The organism is Cryptosporangium minutisporangium, assembly GCF_039536245.1.
Classification (GTDB): domain Bacteria; phylum Actinomycetota; class Actinomycetes; order Mycobacteriales; family Cryptosporangiaceae; genus Cryptosporangium; species Cryptosporangium minutisporangium.
On record NZ_BAAAYN010000108.1, the window covers coordinates 1 to 20,789 of the forward strand.

23 protein-coding genes are annotated in these 20,789 nt (G+C 72.6%); 11 read left to right on the plus strand and 12 right to left on the minus strand.

The annotated features are described in order from the left end of the window. Positions 1-904, minus strand: a 904-nt coding sequence (locus ABEB28_RS42170; RefSeq protein WP_345733937.1) for an Acg family FMN-binding oxidoreductase, incomplete at its 3' end; no start/stop codon positions are given. A gap of 95 nt (positions 905-999) precedes the next feature. Further along, complete coding sequence (locus ABEB28_RS42175; protein WP_345733938.1) at positions 1,000-1,854, minus strand: universal stress protein; 855 nt, start codon at positions 1,852-1,854, stop codon at positions 1,000-1,002. A gap of 379 nt (positions 1,855-2,233) precedes the next feature. Here ABEB28_RS42175 and ABEB28_RS42180 point away from each other — a divergent pair, with 379 nt between their 5' ends. Together ABEB28_RS42180 and ABEB28_RS42185 are read left to right on the plus strand one after the other, a co-directional pair. Further along, positions 2,234-2,491 (plus strand): hypothetical protein, encoded by a 258-nt coding sequence (locus ABEB28_RS42180; RefSeq protein WP_345733939.1) that lies wholly within the window; start codon positions 2,234-2,236, stop codon positions 2,489-2,491. Between the two features lie 357 nt (positions 2,492-2,848). Continuing rightward, a complete protein-coding gene (locus ABEB28_RS42185; protein ID WP_345733940.1) occupies positions 2,849-4,510 on the plus strand; it encodes an ABC-F family ATP-binding cassette domain-containing protein in 1,662 nt (553 codons plus the stop codon). 11 nt (positions 4,511-4,521) lie between these two features. On the opposite strand, the gene ABEB28_RS42190 is transcribed toward ABEB28_RS42185, so the two are convergent. Beyond that, positions 4,522-5,673: a serine hydrolase domain-containing protein gene (locus ABEB28_RS42190; RefSeq protein WP_345733941.1), complete on the minus strand. Its 1,152-nt coding sequence runs from the start codon at positions 5,671-5,673 to the stop codon at positions 4,522-4,524. Between the two features lie 174 nt (positions 5,674-5,847). Here ABEB28_RS42190 and ABEB28_RS42195 point away from each other — a divergent pair, with 174 nt between their 5' ends. Together ABEB28_RS42195 and ABEB28_RS42200 are read left to right on the plus strand one after the other, a co-directional pair. Further along, on the plus strand, positions 5,848-7,035 hold the full coding sequence (locus ABEB28_RS42195) for a sensor histidine kinase (protein WP_345733962.1): 1,188 nt from the start codon (positions 5,848-5,850) through the stop codon (positions 7,033-7,035). Then, positions 7,023-7,682, plus strand: coding sequence for a response regulator (locus tag ABEB28_RS42200; protein ID WP_345733942.1), 660 nt, complete (start codon positions 7,023-7,025; stop codon positions 7,680-7,682). The genes ABEB28_RS42195 and ABEB28_RS42200 overlap by 13 nt, the downstream gene beginning before the upstream one ends. A 202-nt stretch (positions 7,683-7,884) precedes the next feature. Here ABEB28_RS42200 and ABEB28_RS42205 read toward each other — a convergent pair whose 3' ends face one another. Next, positions 7,885-8,418 carry a DUF6584 family protein gene (locus tag ABEB28_RS42205; protein ID WP_345733943.1) on the minus strand — a complete coding sequence of 178 codons (534 nt, stop codon included), beginning with the start codon at positions 8,416-8,418 and terminating at the stop codon, positions 7,885-7,887. Between the two features lie 156 nt (positions 8,419-8,574). Between ABEB28_RS42205 and tsaA the strand changes: the two genes are divergently transcribed. After that, positions 8,575-8,976 carry a tRNA (N6-threonylcarbamoyladenosine(37)-N6)-methyltransferase TrmO gene (gene tsaA / locus ABEB28_RS42210; protein WP_345733944.1) on the plus strand — a complete coding sequence of 134 codons (402 nt, stop codon included), beginning with the start codon at positions 8,575-8,577 and terminating at the stop codon, positions 8,974-8,976. A gap of 32 nt (positions 8,977-9,008) precedes the next feature. On the opposite strand, the gene ABEB28_RS42215 is transcribed toward tsaA, so the two are convergent. Continuing rightward, the gene (locus ABEB28_RS42215) at positions 9,009-9,704 is read right to left on the minus strand and encodes a methyltransferase domain-containing protein (protein ID WP_345733945.1); all 696 of its coding nucleotides are present in this window, start codon (positions 9,702-9,704) and stop codon (positions 9,009-9,011) included. Positions 9,705-9,758: 54 nt separating this feature from the next. Beyond that, positions 9,759-10,592 (minus strand): TIGR02452 family protein, encoded by an 834-nt coding sequence (locus ABEB28_RS42220; protein WP_345733946.1) that lies wholly within the window; start codon positions 10,590-10,592, stop codon positions 9,759-9,761. A gap of 154 nt (positions 10,593-10,746) precedes the next feature. Between ABEB28_RS42220 and ABEB28_RS42225 the strand changes: the two genes are divergently transcribed. Genes ABEB28_RS42225 through ABEB28_RS42235 form a run of 3 tightly spaced genes read left to right on the plus strand, consistent with a single transcriptional unit; the run spans position 10,747 to position 12,933 of the window. Next, positions 10,747-11,070, plus strand: a complete 324-nt coding sequence (locus tag ABEB28_RS42225) for a YciI family protein (protein ID WP_345733947.1) — start codon at positions 10,747-10,749, stop codon at positions 11,068-11,070. Continuing rightward, positions 11,067-12,326: an RNA polymerase sigma factor gene (locus tag ABEB28_RS42230; RefSeq protein ID WP_345733948.1), complete on the plus strand. Its 1,260-nt coding sequence runs from the start codon at positions 11,067-11,069 to the stop codon at positions 12,324-12,326. Before ABEB28_RS42225 ends, ABEB28_RS42230 begins: the two co-directional genes overlap by 4 nt. A 22-nt stretch (positions 12,327-12,348) precedes the next feature. Next, positions 12,349-12,933: a GNAT family N-acetyltransferase gene (locus tag ABEB28_RS42235; protein ID WP_345733949.1), complete on the plus strand. Its 585-nt coding sequence runs from the start codon at positions 12,349-12,351 to the stop codon at positions 12,931-12,933. A 73-nt stretch (positions 12,934-13,006) separates the two neighbouring features. On the opposite strand, the gene ABEB28_RS42240 is transcribed toward ABEB28_RS42235, so the two are convergent. Next, positions 13,007-13,435: an organic hydroperoxide resistance protein gene (locus tag ABEB28_RS42240; RefSeq protein WP_345733950.1), complete on the minus strand. Its 429-nt coding sequence runs from the start codon at positions 13,433-13,435 to the stop codon at positions 13,007-13,009. 103 nt (positions 13,436-13,538) lie between these two features. Here ABEB28_RS42240 and ABEB28_RS42245 point away from each other — a divergent pair, with 103 nt between their 5' ends. Together ABEB28_RS42245 and ABEB28_RS42250 are read left to right on the plus strand one after the other, a co-directional pair. Continuing rightward, positions 13,539-14,240 carry an alpha/beta fold hydrolase gene (locus ABEB28_RS42245; RefSeq protein ID WP_345733951.1) on the plus strand — a complete coding sequence of 234 codons (702 nt, stop codon included), beginning with the start codon at positions 13,539-13,541 and terminating at the stop codon, positions 14,238-14,240. Positions 14,241-14,249: 9 nt separating this feature from the next. Further along, the gene (locus tag ABEB28_RS42250) at positions 14,250-14,945 is read left to right on the plus strand and encodes a winged helix-turn-helix transcriptional regulator (protein ID WP_345733952.1); all 696 of its coding nucleotides are present in this window, start codon (positions 14,250-14,252) and stop codon (positions 14,943-14,945) included. A gap of 38 nt (positions 14,946-14,983) precedes the next feature. Here ABEB28_RS42250 and ABEB28_RS42255 read toward each other — a convergent pair whose 3' ends face one another. Next, positions 14,984-15,883: a universal stress protein gene (locus tag ABEB28_RS42255; RefSeq protein ID WP_345733953.1), complete on the minus strand. Its 900-nt coding sequence runs from the start codon at positions 15,881-15,883 to the stop codon at positions 14,984-14,986. A 113-nt stretch (positions 15,884-15,996) separates the two neighbouring features. Continuing rightward, complete coding sequence (locus ABEB28_RS42260; protein ID WP_345733954.1) at positions 15,997-16,320, minus strand: putative quinol monooxygenase; 324 nt, start codon at positions 16,318-16,320, stop codon at positions 15,997-15,999. A gap of 63 nt (positions 16,321-16,383) precedes the next feature. Here ABEB28_RS42260 and ABEB28_RS42265 point away from each other — a divergent pair, with 63 nt between their 5' ends. Then, positions 16,384-16,749 carry a MerR family transcriptional regulator gene (locus ABEB28_RS42265; RefSeq protein WP_345733955.1) on the plus strand — a complete coding sequence of 122 codons (366 nt, stop codon included), beginning with the start codon at positions 16,384-16,386 and terminating at the stop codon, positions 16,747-16,749. A gap of 36 nt (positions 16,750-16,785) precedes the next feature. Here ABEB28_RS42265 and ABEB28_RS42270 read toward each other — a convergent pair whose 3' ends face one another. The 3 genes from ABEB28_RS42270 to mddA all read right to left on the minus strand — a co-directional run bounded on the left by ABEB28_RS42270 (position 16,786) and on the right by mddA (position 20,746). Next, positions 16,786-17,676 (minus strand): universal stress protein, encoded by an 891-nt coding sequence (locus ABEB28_RS42270; RefSeq protein ID WP_345733956.1) that lies wholly within the window; start codon positions 17,674-17,676, stop codon positions 16,786-16,788. Between the two features lie 101 nt (positions 17,677-17,777). Next, positions 17,778-19,979 carry an alpha/beta hydrolase gene (locus ABEB28_RS42275; RefSeq protein WP_345733957.1) on the minus strand — a complete coding sequence of 734 codons (2,202 nt, stop codon included), beginning with the start codon at positions 19,977-19,979 and terminating at the stop codon, positions 17,778-17,780. Beyond that, the gene (gene mddA, locus ABEB28_RS42280; protein WP_345733958.1) at positions 19,976-20,746 is read right to left on the minus strand and encodes a methanethiol S-methyltransferase; all 771 of its coding nucleotides are present in this window, start codon (positions 20,744-20,746) and stop codon (positions 19,976-19,978) included. Before mddA ends, ABEB28_RS42275 begins: the two co-directional genes overlap by 4 nt. Positions 20,747-20,789 lie beyond the last annotated feature (43 nt).

The following is a 20,789-nucleotide window of genomic DNA, read 5'->3' on the forward strand; positions in this document are numbered from 1 at the left end:
GGCCCTGCCAGTAGAGCAACCGTCGCAGCACCAGCCGGGTGCTCGCGACCTCGACCAGGTCGGTCATCGGCGACGTGCCCAGGCCGAGTTCGGCGGCGGTCAGCAGCACCGCCGAGAGCGCCTGCCCGGCGCGGAGCCAGGCTCGCCTGCCGTCCTGGTGCCCCCACAGGATCAGGTACCGGGCGCCGCTGTCGTCGCCGGGTCCGGCCTCCAGACGGCCTTCGACGTCCTCGGCGTAGGGGCGCAGCGGCACCGGACGCGGTGTGCCGGGCACGGTGACGTCGACCGGCAGGCCGGTGGCGGCGCCGGGCTCCCGGTGGGCCCACCGGTTCAGCTCCGCCCGCTCCGCCGGGTCGGCCAGCTCGGTCCTCGCGGCGGCGGCCGCGACGGCGGCCAGCACCGGTACCTGATGCGTCTCGACGACGTGCAGGTGGACGCCGTGCGCGAACGCCGCCCGCGCCAGGCCGGCGATCTGGTCCTCGGTGACCGGGTCGGGGCCGAACGGCCGCCGGTCGGTGTGGCGGCGCAGCGTCGTCTGATAGCGCCAGTAGTCCTCCGCCGCAGCCGGCCGGTACGCGGCCGGGTGGATCGTGGCGAGCAGCTCCGGGTCGTGCGGGTCGGGCAGCAGCTCGACCCGCGCCGGGTAGCCTTCGACGCGCAGCGCGATGAGCGCGTGGTCGAGCGCGGCGCCGCAGCTCACGGTCAGCATCCGGCCCTCCGGGTCGAGGGCGGTGAGCCGGCGCGTCGGGTCGGCGCGCAGGTCGAGCGAGCGCTCGTGGACGATCCAGCGCCATGGCTGGGTGTTGAGCACCGACGGTGCCCGCAACGCCGCGGCCGCCGCCTCGTCGAGAACGGCCTGCAACGGCCGGGTCCTCGGACCGTGCAGAGCAGATGTCTGCATCATGGCTGTCTTCCTCCGGATGAGCGGTGTCGTCGGGGGCGGCGCCGCGGGTTCGACTCGGTCGGTCAGGCGGGCACGGTGCGGGAACCGGACGCGGATCAGCCGTCGGCGCGGACCACGGCGACCGGGCAGGGAGCCCGCCACAGCGCTTGGCGGCTCACCGAGCCGTGCAGGATCCCCGCCAGCCCGCCCCAGCCGTGCGCACCGAGGACGAGGAGATCCGCGCCGGCGGCGTGAGTGAGCAGCGCGGTCGCCGGCGACGACGGTTCGGTGACCGACTGCACGGCGACGTCGGGGTGTTTGTCCGCCCATTCGGTGACCGCGGCCCAGATCGCCGCCTCCTCGGCGCCGGAGTGTCCGTGGCGTCCGGTGGCATGCACCACGACGACCTCGGCGGCACGCCGCTCGGCCGCGTCGAACGCGAAGTCCAGCACCGCGGCGGCCTGCGCCGGTCCGTGCTCGTGGTCGAAGCCGTCGATGCCGACGACGATCCGCTGGGGCGTTCCGGCCGCGGGGGTGCCGTCGTTGACGACGACGACCGGGCAGGGCGCACACGCCGCCAGCTCGACCCCCACCGATCCGATGATCAGCCCGGTCACCGGGTCGAGCCGCCGCGAGCCGATGACCAGCAGCTCCGCGTCCTGGGCCGCCGCGAGCAAAGCCGGGACCGGAGCGCCGGTCTCGAGTTCGGCGGTGATCGGAATTTCCGGCGCGACCGTGCGCGCCCGCTCGGCGGCCGCGGCGAGCAGATCCTCGGCGGCGGCCCGGAGTCCAGAGCCTTCGACGCCGGGCACCGGAGCGGTCGACACCCGCAGCAGCGGCCAGATGAACCCGTGCACGAGCCGCAGCGGGCGGTTCCGGCGCGCCGCCTCCGCGGCGGCCCATTCCACGGCACGGTCGGCCTGCGCTGATCCGTCGGTTCCGACGGCCACGTACTTCTCTTCGGTGAGCATTGATGTCCCCTCTCGCTCTGTCTCCAGCGTGCGCCCCGGAGCATGTCGCCGGCCAGGGTCACTGGGCCGCTCGCTCGGGACCTTGGTCCCGACCGCCGGAGTGAGCCGGTGTCGGCGGGGACGGGCCTAGGGCCCCGGCGGACGGGACCTACGCCTCTGATCCCCGGGCCGTTCCCGATGGAGTCTGGTGTGCCGGAACCACCCCTTCGACCGCATGGACGAGGTGACGTCAGATGGCCACCACTCAGGGCTCGGAACGGACCCGTAGGGCCCCGCACCTGCACAGCCCGCCACCAAGGGCTTCCTCTCCGGCGCCGAAGGCCCCTTCGAGGGCATCTACCACGACCTCGCCGGCATCGCGTTCGCCAACTGGGCCTTCATGCTCGGCCTGCTCGGCATCGGCATCGCCATGACCCTCGGCATCGGCATGCGCATCGCCGGCGTCAGCGGCGCTCTGCTCTACGTCCTCATGTGGACCGCCGCTCTGCCCCCGGCCAACAACCCGATCACCGACGACCACATCCTCGGCGCGCTCATCGTCACCGTCCTGACCCTCCTCGGCGCCGGAAACTACTTCGGCCTCGGCAACCGGTGGCGACAGACCGCCCTGGTCAAGAAGTACCCCTGGCTCACCTGAGCCCCCCGACGCACCGTGGCCCGGCCCGACGGCCGGGCCACTCCCGTGCGTAGGCGCCGCGTCCGCATCCAAATTCGTTTGGTCGGTTCCTGCCGTCGAGATATCGTTCCGAACATGGTGCACACAGGTATCCCCTCGATGAGGCTCCGCTTCCGCCGCTGACGGCGGCGCATCGAGCGACTCTTCTCTCCACGCCCGCCGTTCCGGCCCTCCGCCGGGCGGCTACTTCGGGCTGCCCGGCTCCGTCCCGAGCTGCGGAGCATTCCTGTGCCCATCACTCCTTCTGGTTCTTCCCTTCAGCCTGATCACGACGTCCACGGCCGCCACGATCCGGCCGGTGCCACCGCCTCGGCCGCGATGGATCACGCGATCCCGTCCGAGGGGCACGCGCATCTGCGCGCCGAGGACGTCAGCGTCGTCCTGGGCGGACGATCGGTACTCACCCGCGTGTCGATCACCGTCTCCGCACGATCCCGGTTGGCGATCGTCGGCGAGAACGGCCGCGGCAAAACGACCCTGCTGCACGTGCTGGCCGGTCTGCTGGTCCCCGACACCGGCTCGGTACGCCGCGCGGGAACCGTCGGTCTCGCCGAGCAGACCTTGCCCGCCGGCGCGGGCCTGACCGTCGGCACGCTCACCGCTCAGGCCCTGCGCGGCGCGCACCGGGCGATGAGCGCGCTGGACGAGGCGGCCCGCGACCTCGAGGCGGGCACCGGCGGCGCCGAAGAGCGCTACGCCGACGCACTGGAGCTGGCCACGCGCCTGGACGCCTGGGACGCGGAGCGGCGCGTCGACGTCGCGCTGGAGGCCCTGGACGCGTGCACGGACCGCGCGCGTGAGCTGAGCACCCTCTCGGTCGGACAGCGCTACCGGGTGCGCCTGGCCTGCCTGCTCGGTGCCGGGCACGACGTCCTGCTGCTGGACGAGCCGACCAACCACCTCGACGCCGACGGGCTGGCGTTCCTGACCGAACGGCTCCGGGCCCACCGGGGCGGTCTGGCGCTGGTGAGCCACGATCGGGCCTTGCTGCGCGACGTCGCCCGGGAGTTCCTCGACCTCGACCCCAGCCAGGACGGCACGGCCCAGCTCTACGCCGGTGGTTACGACGGCTGGCAGCAGGGACGTCGCCGGGACCGCGAGGGGTGGGAGCACGCCTTCCGGACCCAGCAGGCCGAGCACCGCCGGTTGGAGACGGCCGTGGAGCAGGCCCGCGACCGGCTGAGCTCCGGTTGGCGTCCTCCCAAGGGAACGGGCAAGCACCAGCGCCAGACGAGGGCGCCCGGGACGGTGCAGGCGCTCAACCGGGCGACCGAAACCTTGCAGGCCCACCGGATCACGGTGCCCGAGCCGCCCCTGTCGATGCGCTGGCCCGACCTGAGCACCCGCAAGGGCGTCCCCCTGCTGGGCGTACAGGACGCGCGGCTCGCCGGACGTCTGACCGCGCCGGTGACGCTGAGCCTCTCCAGCGGAGACCGGCTGCTGGTCACGGGCCCGAACGGAGCGGGCAAATCCAGCCTGCTGTCCGTGCTGGCGGGGAACGCGGAGCCCACCAGCGGCACGGCCGGTCACCTGCCGGCCGTCCGCATCGCCTGGGTGGCGCAGGAAGTGCCCGACTGGCCGGCGGACGCCACCCCCCAGCAGGTGTACGAGCAGCACACCGGCCGCCTGCTCGCCGCCGGCGTCGTTCGGGAGAGTGAGCTGGTGTCGCTCAGCGCGACCGGGCTGCTCGACCGCGAAGCGCTGCGGACGCCGGTGCGCCGCATGTCGCAGGGCCAGCAACGCCGACTCGACCTCGCGGTGCAGCTGGCCGGCCGGCCGAACCTGCTGATCTTCGACGAGCCGACCAACCACCTGTCCGCCGGGCTGGTCGACGAGTTGACGGCGGCGTTGCGGTCCACCCCGGCCGCCGTGGTCGTCGCCACCCACGACCGCCAGCTCCTGGACGACCTGGCCGACTGGCCCCGCCTCCACCTGACGCCGTCCCGAGCGACGACCACGCGGCAGCAGGTGGGCCGATGATCCCCGACCGGTTACGCCCGGCACAGAGCGTTCTGGACCAGCCTGTCGGCGGCGCGTTGCTGCTGGAGGTGGTGCTCGACGGAGTCACCGAGCGCGGCGGACATGGACACGACGGCACTGCGCCGACCGTCGGGGGTGACGCCGGTGACCGTGACGTAACCCCCGTCGCCACCGTCGTGGCTCCAGTAGCCGCCGCCGCAGGGCAGCCGACGGTGCACGAGGCCGAGCCCGTACCGGCCGCCCGGCCAGACCTGCGCGACGTCGGCGCTGACCGGCACCGTCCGCGTCATCTCGGCGAGCTGGGCCGGACGCAGCAGCCCACCGCCGAGCAGGGCGCGGAAGAAGCGGTCGAGGTCCCGGGTGCTGGAGACGAGGGAGTCCGGGTCCCAGGAGACCTGCTCGGTGACGTCCACCAGATCGCCGGGCGCGAACAGTTCGTATCCACGTGCGTGCGGCCGCGGCAGCGTGGACGAGGTCCCCGGCCACGTGGTGTGGTGCAGACCGAGCGGCCGGACGATCCGCTCGGTGATCTCCTGCTGCAGGGACCGGCCGGTGACCCGTTCGACGATCATCGCGGCCACCAGGAACCCGGTGTTCGAGTAGGCCCATCCCCGGCCGGGCCGGAAGTCCAGCGGATGTTCGAGCGCCCGCGCCAGGAGTTGCTCGCGGGTGTGGACGTCGTCGCGCTGCTGGACGTACTCCTCGGGGGAGGTGTAGCCGGGTAGGTCGTCGTGGAGGCCGCTGGTGTTCTGCAGGAGCTGGCGCACGGTGATCCAGCGGCCGTCGTAACCGTTGCCGCGGACGACGCCGGGTAGCCACCGCTCGACGGTGTCGTCGAGGGACAGCCGGTGCTCCCCGACCAGCTGCAGGACAACGGCGGCCTCGAACGCCTTGCGGGTACTCGCGATCCGAAAACGTCCGTCGGAGGGCACCGGGCGCCTCGTGACCCGGTCGGCGACGCCGCTGGTGGCGACGGCGTGTCGACCGTCGGAGCTGGTCACCCGGGCTTGGACGCCGGTCACCCCGAGGGCGCGGATCGCGTCGGTGTCGCGCTGCAACCGGGTGGCGGCGGGGTCGGAGGCGAGCACGGACGCCTCCGCCGGGTCGAGCCCGGTGACCGCGGCGGTGAGGGCCACCAGCCCCGCCGCCGCGGCCAGCACCACGCGTCGCCTCGATACGTTCCTGCGGTTCGATCTCATGGCGATCGACGCTAGGAGTTCCGTCGGCGCGGACCGCTACCCCGCACCACCGGATTCGGGATACAGCTGGCTGTAGTGCCACGTCCGGCGGCCACCAGGCAGACTGACGCCGTGTCACCGAACGTGGAAGAGCACCCCGTGACGTCGGGTCGACGCTGGGTGCAGGTGTGGCGCAGCGGGGTCTACCTACTGGTCTCGCTCGCCTCCGGGATCGCCACCGTGCTCGCGCTGCCGGTGCTGTGGTACCCGGGGCTCGCCCGACGCTGGGCGAACTGGCACCGGAACCGCGCCGGCCGACTGCTCGGAATCCCGTTGGAACCGCGTCCCGCGCTGCGCGCCTCGGGACGCCGAGCCTGGACCGATCCGGCCACCCCCCGCGACCTGCTCTGGCTGCCGGTGAACGCCCTGACCGGTTTCGCGCTCGGCGTGCCCACCCTGCTGTGCGTGGGCAACCTGGTGCCCGGCGCGGTCGGCACCGCACTGTGGTGGGCGTTCAGCCCGGAGGATCGGCCACGGCTGTTCGTCGAGGTCGCGGTGACCGGCTGGGCGACCGCCCTCACCCTCGGTCCACTGCAGATCGTCCTGCTCGTGACGCTGGCGTATCTGTGTTTTCCGCCGGTCGCCCGGGTGCACGCCCGGATCTGCCTGGCGGTGCTGTCCCACTCGGCGGCCGAAGACCTCGCCGACCGGGTCGAGGTGTTGACCCGCACCCGGGCGGACGTGCTCGACGCGCACGGCGCGGAGCTGCGCCGGATCGAACGCGACCTGCACGACGGCACCCAGGCCCGGCTGGTGGCGATCGCGATGCGGCTGGCCGTGGCCCGGCAGGCCTTCTCCGACGTCCCGCGGAACGACCAGTTCGTCCAGGATCTTCTCCGGGACGCCCACGAAGGAACCGAGGAGGCGATGACAGAACTACGCGAGGTGATCCGAACGGTCTATCCGCCGATCCTCGCCGACCGTGGCCTCGCCGGTGCCCTGACCGCGGTGACCACCCGCTGCGTCATCCCGACCCGGCTGGAGACCGGCGACCTCGAGGACGTACCCGCGGCCGTCGAGGCCGTCGTCTACTTCGCCGTCGCGGAGGCACTCACCAACGTCGCCAAGCACAGCGGAGCCACCACGGCCGGTGTGCGCGTGGACCGAACGGCGGACCGCTTGTCGGTCGTGATCACCGACGACGGCGCAGGCGGCGCCGACCCCCGGCGGGGCACCGGCATCGCCGGAATCCGTCGCCGGGTGCTCGCGCTGGACGGCACCGTCGATCTCGACAGCCCGGCGGGCGGGCCGACCACCATCACCCTGGAGCTGCCGTGCGGGTCGTGATCGCCGAAGACAACGTGCTGCTCTCCACCGGGCTGGAGCTGCTGCTCGGCCGCGCGGGATTCCAGATCGCCGCCATCGCCGAGGATGCGGACGCCTTCCTCACCGCCGTGCGGGAACACCGCCCCGACGTCACGATCGTCGACGTCCGGTTGCCGCCGTCCTTTCGCGACGAGGGCATCCGCGCCGCCCTGCAGGCCCGTCGCGAGCACCCCGGCCTGCCGGTGCTGGTGCTGTCGCAATACGTCGAGCAGCAGTACGCCGCCGAACTCCTCTCCACCACCGGCGGCGGTGTCGGCTACCTCCTCAAGGACCGGGTCAGCCGAGTGGACGAGTTCGTCGACGCGCTGCGCCGCGTCGCCGCCGGTGGGACCGCCATGGACCCCGAGGTCATCGCGCAACTCGTCCAGCGCGCCGGCGACCCGATCGCCGCCCTCACCCCACGCGAACGGGAGGTGCTCGGGCTGATGGCGCAGGGGCACGACAACAACGCGATCGGCGCCCAACTCGTCATCACCGACAACGCGGTGCACAAGCACATCGGCAACATCTTCGCCAAGCTCGGCCTCGCGGTGACCGACAGCGGCCACCGCCGCGTCCTCGCCGTCCTCGCCTACCTCAACGCGGCCGGCCAGATCAGCCGCAGCTGACCCAACCAGCGGCCGGCTCGAGCCGGGATAGGTGCACCCTTTGACCCGTTACAGCCTGCATTGGTGCACACGCGCTTGAGCAGCCCGACCCGTGTCGGACCCGGTGGACGTTCGTGGACACCGCACCAGCGGCGGCTGCGATCCTGCGGGACTGCTGCCCGGACGAGTCGAGCCATGAGTCTCCGTACCAGGCCGGGTTCGGCTAGAACAGCCAGCGCGCCACGATCCACGCTCCGTGGAGCGTGCCGAGCAGGAACAGTCCGACCACGATCACCAGCAACCCGGCCACCGCCGCGCAGCCGAGCGCCTCCAGCCAACCCCCCGAGTCCTCGCCCTCCGCGCCGTTCCCGCTCCAGCAGAGGTCGGAGTAGCGCACCGGGGCTCCGTGCCGCTCCTCGGCGGCCGCGCGCAGTGCGGTCAGCCGCTGAACCGCCGTGGGGGTCGACGCGGCCTCCTCGTCGGCCGGCCACCCGAGCACCCGCATCCGTTCGCGTGGATCCGGTGTCGCGCGCTCGAACGCGGCGGTCTCCGTCGCGTCGCGGTGGTCGGAGAGGTACGCCCAGCGACCCGCCTGCACCAGATTGCCCTGCGCCCGGTAAGCCTCGGCGAGCTGGGCGCGGATCTCCAGGTCCAGCGGGAACGTGCCCGCCAGCCCTCGGAGCCGCTGCGTCGCCATCGGAACCGAACCGGACGCCAGCTCCGCCCGGGCCCGCGCGAGCGTGACATCCCGTGGCACCGGCGACCCCTCCTCGGTCCGGGCGCCGAGCGCGGCCACCGTCTCCGCGGAAAAGCCTAGGTCACCGCCGGTCGTCGGCCGGGGGCGGTGCCGTGCGACCCGGGTCGGGACGCCGAACTGCGAGCGCGTTCCTCCGGCACCCGGTAGGGAGGACCCATGACCTACGAGATTCGTCCGATCGGAGTCATCGAGTCGCCGCTGGTGGATCCGGCGAGCGCACCGAAGCAGGGCGTGGAGGGCGGCCCCGAAGCATGGCTGACGTTCGAGCCCGCGATGGCCGACGGTCTCCGCGATCTGGCGGTGGGCGACGAGGTGTTCGTCCTGACCTGGCTGCACCTCGCCGACCGATCGGTACTGGCCGTGCATCCGCGTGACGACCCGCGGATCCCGCTGACCGGCGTCTTCAGTACCCGCTCCTCCGACCGGCCCAACCCGATCGGCCTGCACCGCGTCCGGGTACTCGCGGTCGACGGGCTCCGGGTGCGGGTAGCCGATCTCGAGGCCGTCGACGGCACCCCGATCGTCGACCTGAAACCGGTCCTGGACGCGGCGCGCTAGGGCGGCCGTCGGCTAGGCCCCGGCCGCCTCGGCTATCCCTGGGCTGCCACCAGGAACAGCGGCACCGCGACGAAGATCCGGTCGGCACGCGCGCGCTCGGCCTGCTCGGCGAGCCAGCTCTCCTCCTCGGCGATCCGGTGCAGCAGGGCGAGCGCGGTGTCGTCGGTGAACACGCCGGTGTGCACCTCGACGACCGGGTCGGTGAACCCGGCGTCGAGCAGAAGGTTGCGGTACCTGCGGGCGACGCGCGGCGACGGCAGCGTCTGTGCCTTCGCGTGGATCAGCCGGCGGGTGGTCTCCGGGTCGTCCGAGTCGACGACGATCGTGTCCCAGTCCTGGCCGAGCAGCACCGCCCGGCCGCCCGGCGCGAGTACCCGGCGGGCCTCGGCCACGGCCCGCACCGGATCGTCGAGCGTGTGCAACACCTTGTCCGCGCGGTAACCGGAGACCGACCCGCTCTCCAGCGGCAGCGCGCAGGCGTCACCGACGTGGAACTCGCCGGCCGGCCAGCGCTCCTGGGCCACGGCGATCATCTGAGGGTCGAGGTCGACGCCGATCGCGCGGGCCCCGCGCTCGGCCATTTCGGCGACCGCGCGGCCACCGCCGCAGCCGGCGTCGACCACGGTTCGGCCGGTGAGGTCGCCGAGCAACTCGTAGGAACGCGTGCGCAGCCGGACGGCCATGGGCTGGGCGTCGACGGCATCGAGGACAGCAAGCAAAGTGGACATGCCCGCCATGCTCCGACTTCAAGTCGACCTGAAGTCAAGGGCGATCGGCGCCCGCTACCGCTGTGCGGTGGCGGTTCCGGGCGGGCTCACCGCACCGTGGACGCGGGCGAACGCGGTGAAGGTCGGGGCGTCCGCCTGGCGGTCGAGGACGGCGAACACCACGTCGTCGAACCAGGGCTGTGCTCGTAGGGCGGCCGCGAAGGCGGTCGCGACCTCGGCGGGGTCGTTGCCGAACACTCCGCAGCCCCACGCGCCGAGCACGATCCGGCGGTGGCCGTGCGCGGCGGCGATCGCCAGGATCCGGGTGGCGCGCCGGGTCAGTACGGCCCGGAGATCGGGAAGGTACTCGGGCTGGGTACGCGCCATCGCGCCGCGGTTGGGAGCCGCGGCGGTCAGGAAGGACACCGGAAACGGATCAGCGAGCAGACGCGCGTCGTCGTCCCGGAACACCGGCACGGCCGGTGAGTAGATGACCCGGTCGCTGTAGGTGAGTTCGGGGTGGGAACGGTGATAGGCGTAGAATTCGTCGGCCGCGCGGAGGCAGGGGTAGAGCGCCGAACTGCGGGCCAGGCTCTCCTCCTGCGCCTGCGCGCCGTTCAGGAAACCCCCGCCGGGGTTCCGCGCGGACGCGAACACCAGACACGCCACCGCGCCCCCGAGCCGACGGGCGGCCGCGAGACTCGACTCGTTCGTGACCTGAACTCTCGGACTGACGGCGGAGACCGGCGCGGCCACGGTCACCGATTCCTCCGGCAGGTACAGGCGGGTTGCCTCCACCGCTCGGGCGACCTGCTCACCGAGGACCACCTCACCGTCGGGTGTCCGGTAGTTCCCGCGCTCGATGATCTCCACTGTCTCGCGGGCGATCGCCCGCAGCCGGCTACTCACGCGGCCATCATCGCGGGTGCCGTCCGTGCATCGCGATACCGCCGCCCGGCCGGATCGCCCGCCAGAATCCCCGGAGAAATCCTCGGGGACGGTGTCGGATCCCGTCGAGGTGTTCGTCGCACAGGTGAGTGGCCGCCACGAGGAGGGACCCACGATGCAGTATCTGGTTTCCGTGATCCACGACCAACCCACGTTGGCCACCCCGGAGGAGGAGATCGCGACGACCGCTTTCAACGAGCGGCTGAAGGCCGACGGCCACTGGGTCTTCGCCGGTGGCCTCGCCTCGCCCAGCGCGGCCACCGTCGTCGATCACCGAGGGGAGGAGGCGATGTTCACCGACGGCCCCTACCTGGAGTCGAAGGAGTACCTCGCCGGCTTCTGGGTCCTCGAGGCCCCTGACCTCGACGTCGCGCTCGCGCTCGCCGCCGAGGGATCGAAGCACTGCAACCGGAAGGTCGAGGTACGGCCGTTCCGATGAGCGCAATCGACGTTCAGGACGCGATCACCCGTGCCCACCACGAGGAGTGGGCGCGGGTGGTCGCCGGGCTGGCCAGGCGGTTCGGGGACCTCGACATCGCCGAGGAGGCGGCGGCCGAGGCGTTCGTGATCGCCGTCGAGCGGTGGCCGACCGACGGGGTACCTCCCAACCCCGGTGCCTGGCTGACCACCACCGCCAACCGCAAGGCCATCGACCGCATCCGGCGTGAGAGCAAGCGCGACGACAAGCACCGAGAGGCTCGGATGGTGTCCGACGACGATCCGCTCGAGCCTCTCGGCGCAGTCGAGGACGAACGGCTCCGGCTGCTGTTCACCTGCTGTCACCCGGCGCTGGGGCGGGAGGCGCGGGTCGCGCTGACGCTGCGTCTGGTCGGCGGTCTCACGATGCCCGAGATCGCCCGAGCCTTCCTGGTCCAGGAGAGCGCGATGGGGCAGCGGATCACCCGCGCGAAGGCGAAGATCAAGGCCGCGCGCATCCCCTACCGGGTGCCGTCCGCGGAGGACCTTCCGGCCCGCGTCTCCGGAGTCCTCGCCGTCCTCTTCCTCGTCTTCAACGAGGGTTACCTGGCCACAGGGCCGGACGCCGATCCCGTCCGCCACGACCTGACCGCCGAGGCGATCCGGCTGACCCGGCTCATCCGTGAGCTCCTCCCCGACGACGGTGAGGTGGCCGGGCTGCTGGCGCTGATGCTCCTCACCGAGGCCCGCCGCACCGCCCGGGTCTCGGCGCGGGGCGAACTGGTCGCGCTCCCCGAGCAAGACCGGAGTGCCTGGGACGCCGCGCTGATCGCCGAGGGACAGCAGCTGGTCCGCGAACGCCTCGCCACCGGAGCGCCTCCGGGCCGGTACCAGATCCTCGCCGCGATCAATGCCGTGCACACCTCCGCCCGCGACGTCCGCGATACGGACTGGTGCCAGGTCGTCGCGCTCTACGACCAGCTCGTCCGGCTCGATCCCTCGCCGATCGTCGCGCTGAACCGGGCCATCGCGGTCGCCGAGCTCGACGGCCCGGAGGTCGCGCTCGCGGCCGTCGACCGCCTCCGGGACGAGCTGGCCGGCTACCACGCGTACCACGTGACGCGCGCCGACCTGCTGCGCCGGCTGGGTCGCGGCCGGGAGGCGCGCGCGGCCTACGACGCAGCACTGGCCCTGGCGGGCAACACCGCCGAGACCGCCTACCTGACCCGCCGCCGCGACCAGCTGGGAGAGTCCCCGTCGACAGACGACGACCGGTAGCGGAAAGCGCAATGATGAGCGCATGCCGCCACCCGTCGAGGCGCAGGTCATCGCCCGTGCGTTCCACGACGATCCGATGTTCACGTTCATCGAGCCGGCGGCCGACCGACGGCGACGCGTGCTGCCCTGGTTCTTCCGCTCCGCGCTCCGGCTGGGCGCTCAGCGCGGCCGGGTGGACGTCGATCCCGGCCGCGCCGCGGTGATCTGGTTGCCGCCGGGAACGTCCCTCGGCCCCGGCGCGATGCTGCGATCCGGCCTCGCGCTGGCGCCCGTGCGCCTGGGCCCGGCGTCCTTCCGCCGATTTCTCCGGCTCACCTCGGCCTTCGAGAGAGCGGCCGCGCCGGTGCACGGAACGACGTTCTGGCACCTGTTCATCCTCGGCGTGGACCCGGCCGACCAAGGCCGCGGTATCGGCGCGCGGCTCGTCGCCCCGGTCCTCGCCCAGGCCGACGCCGCGCAGCAACTGTGCTATCTGGAGACGCTCAGCGAGCGGAATCTCGCGTTCTACCAGCGCCTCGGATTCACCGTGGCCGGACACGTCACCGACGCCGGCCTGCCGGAATTCTGGATGATGACCCGCCGACCGCGCAGTAGCGACGCCGACTGACGTCTCCGCCGACGCGCTGAGGCGGACCGGTGCCGCTTCGCTCCCCTCCTCACGGAGAGGAGCGAAGCAGGTCTCACAGTCGCGCGCCGTTGACCACCAGCGTCACGTCCACGTTGCCGCGGGTGGCGTTGGAGTACGGACACGCCCTGTGCGCCGCCCGGACCAGTTCGACGGCGCGCTCGCCGGGAACCGACGGCAGCGCAACCTGCAGCTCGACGCCGAGCCCGAACCGATCGCCGTCGAGCGCGATCAGCGAGACCGACGAGTCGATCTGCACGTCGTCCGCGTCGACGCCGAGGCCCTGCCCGACCAGGGAGATGGTCGAGGCGAAACAGGCGGCGTACCCGACGGCGAAGAGCTGCTCGGGGTTGGTGCCCTCGCCGCTCCCGCCCAGCTCCTTGGGCTGCTCCAGCTCCACCTCGAGCCGTCCGTCGGACGTGCGCCCGCGACCGCTCCGTCCCCCGACGACGTGCGCGTCCGCCGTGTAGAGCGCCTGGCTCATCGTGAACTCCCTTCGTTGGTTACCTGAACAAGAACCTGGCACTTCAAAATCAGGAAGTCAATGGTCTAGGGTCGGAGCACACCGCACGGAGGAAGGGTCAGTTATGACTACGTTCGTTCTCGTCCATGGCGCCTGGCACGGCCCGTGGGCCTGGGATCGGGTCGTCCCGCTCCTGCACGCCGCCGGAGCACGCACGCTCGCCCCGGACCTCAGCGCGCCCGGCGACCGCGGACTCCGCGACCACGTCGAAACCGTCGTCGCCACGCTCGCGGCCCTGGACACCCGCGCCGATGAGGTCGTCCTCGTCGGGCACAGCTACGCCGGCCTGGTCGTCCGGGAAGCCGCCGACGCGCGCCCCGACGCCGTCGACCACGTCGTCCTGGTGGACGGCTGGGCCGGGCACGACGGCGCGAGCCTGGTCAGCTTGGCTCCGGACGCGTTCGGGCAGGCCGTCCGTGCGGCGGCCGAGGCGCTCGGGGACGGCTGGCGTATTCCGGCTCCACCCCCGGTGGCGTTCGGCATCGACGACGACGGCGACGCCGCCTGGCTGGCTGCGCGACTGAGCCCACAGCCGCTCCGCACGTTCACCGAGCCCACGCGGTTGACCGGCGCTGTCGACCGGATCCCCGGCACGGCCCTCTGCTGCCGGCCGGAGACCTACCCGTTCGAGCGGTTCGGCGACGAGGTGGGCTACCGCACGCTCGCACTCGACGGCCCGCACGACGTGATGCTCGCTCGTCCGGAGCCGCTCGCCCGGATGCTCCTGGACACCAGGTCCTTCAAGAACCGGAAGCGTGCTGTCTAAGGTGAGGAAGTGGACCAGCGAACCTACAGCCAGTACTGCGCGACCGCGCGCACCCTCGACCTCATCGGCGAGCGCTGGACGCTGCTGCTGATCCGCGAGCTGCTGACCGGTCCGAAGCGGTTCGGGGATCTGCAGGCCAGCTTGCGCGGCCTCGGCACCGGGCTCCTGGCCGCTCGCCTGAAGCATCTGGAGCGCGAAGGGCTGGCGCACAAGATCACGCTCCCGCCGCCCGCCCGCACCCCCGCCTACGCCCTCACCGAGGCCGGCGAGGAGCTGGCCCCGGCGATCCTGTCGCTCGCCCGGTGGGGTCTGAAGTGGGCGATGGGAGAACGGCGTGAGGCCGAGACGTTCCACCCCGGCTGGGCCGTGCTCGGGCTCCGCGCCTGCTTCGACGCCGAGGCTGCCGCCGGGCTCCGCGCGGTGTACGAGTTCCGGGTCGACGACGACGTGTTCCACGCCCGGATCGACGACGGAACGATCGAAGCGCTGCACGGACCGGCCCAGCATCCGGACGCGACGATCACGATCAGCGGGGAGGCGTTCCTCCAGCTGACCGGCGAGGGCCTGACGCTCGCGCAGGCCGTCGCGAGCGGCGCCGCGTCGACGTCCGGCGATCGCGGCGCCCTGCGCAGGCTGAAGGACCTGTTCCGGTTGCCGACCCCGCGGTCCCGGACGGCGGAGGCCCACCAGTCCGCCGACGCCTGACCTCGCGCCTCCGATCGGCGTCCCGGAGCGTCCGCCGCTCAGTGAGCCGCGGACGCGCCCCGGACCAGGACGACCGGGCAGGTGGCGTGCCGGATCACGGTCTCGCCGACCGAACCGAGCAGCAGCGTGCGGAACCCACCGCTGCCCCGCGCACCCACCACGAGCAACTCGGCTCCGGTCGCCGCGTCGAGCAGCGCACGCGCCGGGCGGTGGTGCGCGATCACCGTCCGCACCCGCACGTCCGGGAACTTCTCCGCCCAGCCGGCCAGCGCCTCGCTGAGCACCCGCTCCTGCTCGGCGACGTGATCCTCGCGCAGCGCCGCATAGGGCCCGACAATCGCCGGATCGTCGGTCGGCCAGTACCACGACCGCACCGCGGTCAACGGCACCGACCGCATCGACGCCTCGGTGAACGCGTACTCGATCGCGGCCTGGCACGTCTCGCTGCCGTCGACCCCGAGCACGATCCCCGGCCCGTCGGCGGCCGGCGGCGTACCGTGCTCCGGCACCACCGCGACCGGGCACTCCGCGTACGTCGCGACCTGGGTCGCGACCGAGCCCAGCAGCAGCGCGGGGAAACCACCCAGACCTCGCCGACCGACGACCAGCAGCGCGGACTCACTCGCCCGCTCCAGCAAAACACTCGCCGGCCCACCGTCCACGATCTCGGTCGTCACCGCCGCGGACGGCGCGATCTCCGCCACGTGCCGGGCGGCGTCCGCCAGCACGTCGCGACCGGCCGACCGCCCGTCCTGGCCCTCCGGCGGACCCCACTCCGGCCACATGGCGTACGCGTACGTCGGCCAGGCGTTGACGTAGACCAGGTTCAGTGCGCGCCCGCGCCGGTTGGCCTGCACCGACGCCCACGCGACTGCGTCCAGGCTGGCCGCCGAGCCGTCCACGCCGACGGTCACCGGGGCTCCCGCTGCGTACGTCATGACGTCGCTCCTCTCACTCGTGAGCTCTCACCGCTGACGCTAGAACGCAGGATGACCAGCGGGAACGGGCTAAGGTCCCGAGTTGCGGGCCCTGTGCCCCGGTCGGCCCGGCGTCAGGCCGCGCGCGCCGGGTACGGGCTCACCATCACGCCGGAGTACGCCTCCGGCGCCCCCGCCGCGTGGTCGGGGAACTCGGCGAGGAACGCGCGCACGAACGGCGTCGCATGGTGTTGTTCGAGGGCCGCGGGCGAGCGCCAGACCTCGTAGAGGAAGAACCGGCCGTCCTCCTGCTCGTGGACGTGGTACTCCAGGTTGCCGTCCTCGGCGCGGGAGGGTTCGACGAGGCCGGTCAGCAAGGCGCGGAGCGCGTCGGCGTGGCCGGGTTTCGGTGTCACGAAGCCGTAGAGCGAGACCGTGGTCGTTGCGGTTGGTGTCATGGCTCGACGCTAAGATCTGACATCGATGTGAGTTTCAAGGCTGAGTTTTATGGAGTGGATCACGTGAAGATCGGTGAGCTGTCGCGCGCCACCGGCGTCTCGATCCGTCTGCTCCGGTACTACGAGGAGCAGGGTCTGCTGGTCTCCGAGCGCAGCGCCGGAGGGCACCGCCAGTACGCCGCGGACGCACCCGCCACGGTGGCTCGCATCCGGGGTCTGCTCGCCGCGGGCCTTTCCACCCGCGTCATCCGCGACCTCATGCCCTGCTTCGCGGGCGACGGCATCGCGCTGCAGGCGTGCGTGCTCGACCATCTCACGACCCAGCTCGCCGACCTGGAGGCCCGCATCGCGGACCTCTCCGACGCGCGCACGGCGCTCCTCGGGATCCTGGACGCGTCCACCCGGTCACCGGCGCAGCTCAGCGCCTGAGCGAACGGGTCGTCCGCATGATCTCTCCTCACCGGCTCACGCGGTGACCGCGTGGCGGACGACCAGCACCGGGCAGTCCGCGTGGTGGACGAGACGGCCGGCGACCGAGCCGAGCCGCATACCCGCGAACCCGCCGCGTCCGTGCGAGCCGACGACCAGCAGCTGGGCGGTGCGCCCGAGCTCGAGCAGCGCCGCGGCGGGGCGGTCCCGGACGACGTGGGTACCGACCCGGACCGACGGGTACTTGGCCCGCCACGGCTCCAGCGTGCTGTCGACGAGGTTCGCGGCCTCCTCGCGCAGCCGGTCCCAGGTCGGCCAGGCCCCGACGGCCGCGCCCGCCGTGGCGACCAACGTGACGTCGCTCCAGGCGTGCACCGCCACCAGCGGCGCCTTCCGCTGCGCGGCCTCCTCGAACGCGGCGGTCAGCGTCGCGTCCTCGCGGTCGGAGCCGTCGACGCCGACGACCACCGGCGCATCCGTGCGGGCCGCCCGCGTGCCGCGGACCACCGCGACGGAGCAGTCCGCGTGAGCGGTGACCGCCGCGGAGACCGAGCCCAGCAACAGGTTGGTGAACTCGTTGAGGCCCCGGCAGCCGACCACGAGCAGGTCGGCGTGGTGGGACGCCTCCAGCAGGGCCGGCACCGGAGGTTGGGCCACCACCGACCCGGTCACTTCGATCTCGGGCGCGTGCTGCTGGATCCGCGCCACCGCCGCCTCCACCGTGCGTCGGGCGTCCTCCCCGACCGCCTCGCGCAGGTCCGGAAGCGGATACGCGGTGTAGGCAGGCAGCGGCGTCGGGATCTCCAATCCGGTGACCACCCGCACCGACGCAGCGTGCCGCCGGGCGTACTCGGTCGCCCAGTCCACAGCGATGAGCGCCGGCTCCGATCCGTCGGTGCCGACGGCGACGACAGGGGTGCTGGTCATGGTTGCCTCCTCGTCCTCTGATTCCAGCCTGCGACGACTCGCGCCCGACCGGCAGAGTCGAAAGTCCTCCGCTCAGCCCACACCGACCGGCGTAACGGCCCTCAGAGCAGGTCGGCGAGGAGGCCGGCGGCGCGCTGGGCGCCGTCGGTGGCCACCGGGCGGTAGCGCACCGGGCGGCCGATCTCCTCCCGGATCACCGCCGCGAGCGTCTCCGGCGTGAGGTCGTCGTAGTCCAGCCGACGCCCCGCCCCGTACCGACGCAGCCGGTGCGGCACGTGCACGTTCTGCTCGAAGTGGGAGCGCAACGGCACGTGGACGAACGGCCGCCCGGCGGCGGTGAGCTCCATGCACGTCGTCAGCCCGCCCTGCACCACGGCGAGGTCGCAGGCGGCGAGGTGCCGGGGTAGGTCGGGCACGTACTCCCGCACCTCGAGACCGGGCCGCGCCGGGAACGCGGCGGCCGGGATGCGGGGTCCGGTGACGACGATCATCCGCAGGCCCGGCACGCTCCGCGCCGCGGCGGGGAACGCGTCGACCACCCGTCGCAGCAGGTGGTGGCCGACGCCTGACCCGCCGACCGTCACCACGCACACCCGCTCGTCCGGGCGGTACCCGAGCGCGGCCCGCAACTCGTCGCGGTCCGGCACCGGCTCCCCGGTGCTGACGTACCCGGAGAACGCGTAGTGCTCCCGCGTCCAGTCGGCGATCCGCGGCAACCCCGGTCCGAACCGGTCCGGGACGACGTCCTCCGGGTCGCCGACGAAGATCGCGCGGTCGCGCACCCGCGGGTAGCGGGCGATGTGCTCGATCATCTCCGCGTTGTAGTCGGCGGCCACCAGCGCCTCCCGCTCACCACCGTCCGGCATCGGCAGGTACCCGACGAAGTCCGTGAACCAGGCGTAGGCGAACCGCTTGAGCTCGGGGTTCTCGTGCAGGAAGTGGTCGACCTCCCAGGCTTCGTCGCCGACGACCAGGTCGTACTGCCCGTCCGCGACGACGTCGGAGAAGAGCAGGAAGTTCGCGACCAGGATCTCGTCCATCCGGCGCAGCGCCTCGAAGCAGTGCAGGTCGTGTTCGGCCGCCTCGCTCTCGACGTGCGCGGACTCGCTCGCCAGCCATCGGCTCGCCGGATGGACGTGCTCCCCGGCCTGCTCCAGCAGCGTCGTCACCGGGTGTTGCGCGAGCCAGTCGATCCGGACGTCCGGGTGGTGCTCCCGGAGCGCGGCCGCGATCGCGACGTCCCGACGCGCATGGCCGAGCCCGATCGGCGACGACAGGTACAGGACCCGTCGCGGCCGGGTGCGCCCGGTCGTCCAGGTGCGGGTGACGGGTGAGGTCGGCGCCGGGGTGCTCGGGTCGGGTCGGAACACCTGGTCAGGGCGAGACAGACGCCCGCGAGGCGCGAGCCGCTCGGCGAACTCGTGGAGGAGCAGCGTGATCCGCACCGGGTCGCGGGCGAGCGGCAGGTGCCCGCCGCCGGCGATCGAGACGTACTCACCGCCGAGCAGCCCGGCCAACCGCTCCCCCACCCGCGCGGGGATCACCCGGTCGTCGTCCCCGTGGATGACCAGCGTCGGCACGGTCGTCCGGGCGCACCACTCCTCGATCGACGCCCGGTCCGGCCGCACGCTGTCCGCCTCGGCGCTCAGTACCGCCGCTGTGGTCTCGCATCCCCAGCCCACCGCGTCCTCGATCGCCTTGGTCGAGTGCTCCTCGGGCAGGCACTGTCCGAAGAAGAACCAGAGGAAGTCCTCGTAGTGCTCGTGCCAGTACCGCCGGTTGTACTTCGCCCAGTGGGCCTCGGGATCCCGGCGGAGCCCGGGCACCGCCGACGGCTCCAGCGGAGGCGGTGGGGCGTCGAACGCCCGGAGGGCGGCGTTCCGGCCGGGTGACCCGCCGCCCAGCGCGACCGCGGGGCCGAGGAACACCGCCCCGAGGACCCGCTCGGGGTGGTCGGCGGCGAGGCCGAGCGCCCAGTTGGCGGCCCGGGACAGGCCGACCACGACGGCCCGCTCGGTACCCGTCGCGTCCAGGACCGCCAACGCGTACGCCACCTGCGCGGACTGGTCGTACGCGGACGGCACCACCGGACGGTCCGAGCGCCCGTTGCCCGGACCGTCGTAGGTCACCACCCGGTGGTGCCGGGCCAGGTGGGCGACCTGCAACTTCCAGAACCGCTTGTGGACGATCGTCCAGGTCGGCAGGAGCAGGATCGTCGGCCCACCGGAGCCGGCGACCTCGTAGTGGATCGTGACCTGGCCGACCTCGACGTAGCCCTCCGCGTCCGGGGAGCGCGCCTTCACCGGGGCTCCACCGGTACCGCTCGACGGCGGCCGGCCGTTCCCGGCACACGCGGCACGAACCGCGGAACCTCGCGCTGGTACCGCCGGTAGTCGTCGCCGAGCTGCCGGGCCAGGTCGTGCTCCTCGAACCGCACCGCGACGACGATGTACGCGCTCGCCACCACCGCGAAGTAGAGCCGCCCGACACTCATGTCCGGCGTGACCCAGAACGCGATCAGGAACCCGACCATGAGCGGGTGCCGGACCAGCCGGTACAGCAGCGGCTGGGCGAAGCGCGGCTCGGCGTACTGACGACTGCGGAACCGGGCGAACACCTGCCGGAGTCCGAACAGGTCGAAGTGCCCGATCTGGAACGTGCTGAGCAGAACCAGCCCCCAGCCCAGCAGCTGCCCGGCCCAGACCACCCACCGCAGCCAGCCGTCCGGTACCGACCACACGGTCGCCGGCAGCGGACGCCACAGCCACAGCAGTGCGGCGACGGCCAGGCTCGCGGCCAGGACGTACGTGCTGCGTTCGATCGACGGCGCGACCCACCGCGTCCACCAGCGTTTGAACCACGGGCGGGCCATGACGCTGTGCTGCACCGCGAAGAGCGTCAGCAACGCGGTATCGACCAGCAGCGCGAGCCAGACCGGACCGGTCGGACCGTCGTCGACGTCCTTCGGAACGGCGACGCGGGCCAGGAAGCCGATCGTGTACAGGAACGTGACCAGGAAGAAGACGTAGGCGACGGCGCCGTAACCGGCGACGAGAACACGACGAAGCATCGGGACCCCTCCACTGAAGCCTCGTTCGGTCGATCGACCGAAC

What these genes read in the sequence shown, in the direction of transcription:
- ABEB28_RS42215 (WP_345733945.1), bottom strand. Translation starts at nt 9,704, where the DNA reads ATGTCCACTTTGCTTGCTGTCCTCGATGCCGTCGACGCCCAGCCCATG.
- ABEB28_RS42175 (WP_345733938.1), bottom strand. Translation starts at nt 1,854, where the DNA reads ATGCTCACCGAAGAGAAGTACGTGGCCGTCGGAACCGACGGATCAGCG.
- tsaA (WP_345733944.1), top strand. Translation starts at nt 8,575, where the DNA reads ATGACCTACGAGATTCGTCCGATCGGAGTCATCGAGTCGCCGCTGGTG.
- ABEB28_RS42235 (WP_345733949.1), top strand. Translation starts at nt 12,349, where the DNA reads ATGCCGCCACCCGTCGAGGCGCAGGTCATCGCCCGTGCGTTCCACGAC.
- ABEB28_RS42230 (WP_345733948.1), top strand. Translation starts at nt 11,067, where the DNA reads ATGAGCGCAATCGACGTTCAGGACGCGATCACCCGTGCCCACCACGAG.
- ABEB28_RS42185 (WP_345733940.1), top strand. Translation starts at nt 2,849, where the DNA reads ATGGATCACGCGATCCCGTCCGAGGGGCACGCGCATCTGCGCGCCGAG.
- ABEB28_RS42225 (WP_345733947.1), top strand. Translation starts at nt 10,747, where the DNA reads ATGCAGTATCTGGTTTCCGTGATCCACGACCAACCCACGTTGGCCACC.
- ABEB28_RS42260 (WP_345733954.1), bottom strand. Translation starts at nt 16,320, where the DNA reads ATGACACCAACCGCAACGACCACGGTCTCGCTCTACGGCTTCGTGACA.
- ABEB28_RS42180 (WP_345733939.1), top strand. Translation starts at nt 2,234, where the DNA reads ATGCTCGGCCTGCTCGGCATCGGCATCGCCATGACCCTCGGCATCGGC.
- mddA (WP_345733958.1), bottom strand. Translation starts at nt 20,746, where the DNA reads ATGCTTCGTCGTGTTCTCGTCGCCGGTTACGGCGCCGTCGCCTACGTC.
- ABEB28_RS42270 (WP_345733956.1), bottom strand. Translation starts at nt 17,676, where the DNA reads ATGACCAGCACCCCTGTCGTCGCCGTCGGCACCGACGGATCGGAGCCG.
- ABEB28_RS42255 (WP_345733953.1), bottom strand. Translation starts at nt 15,883, where the DNA reads ATGACGTACGCAGCGGGAGCCCCGGTGACCGTCGGCGTGGACGGCTCG.
- ABEB28_RS42240 (WP_345733950.1), bottom strand. Translation starts at nt 13,435, where the DNA reads ATGAGCCAGGCGCTCTACACGGCGGACGCGCACGTCGTCGGGGGACGG.
- ABEB28_RS42245 (WP_345733951.1), top strand. Translation starts at nt 13,539, where the DNA reads ATGACTACGTTCGTTCTCGTCCATGGCGCCTGGCACGGCCCGTGGGCC.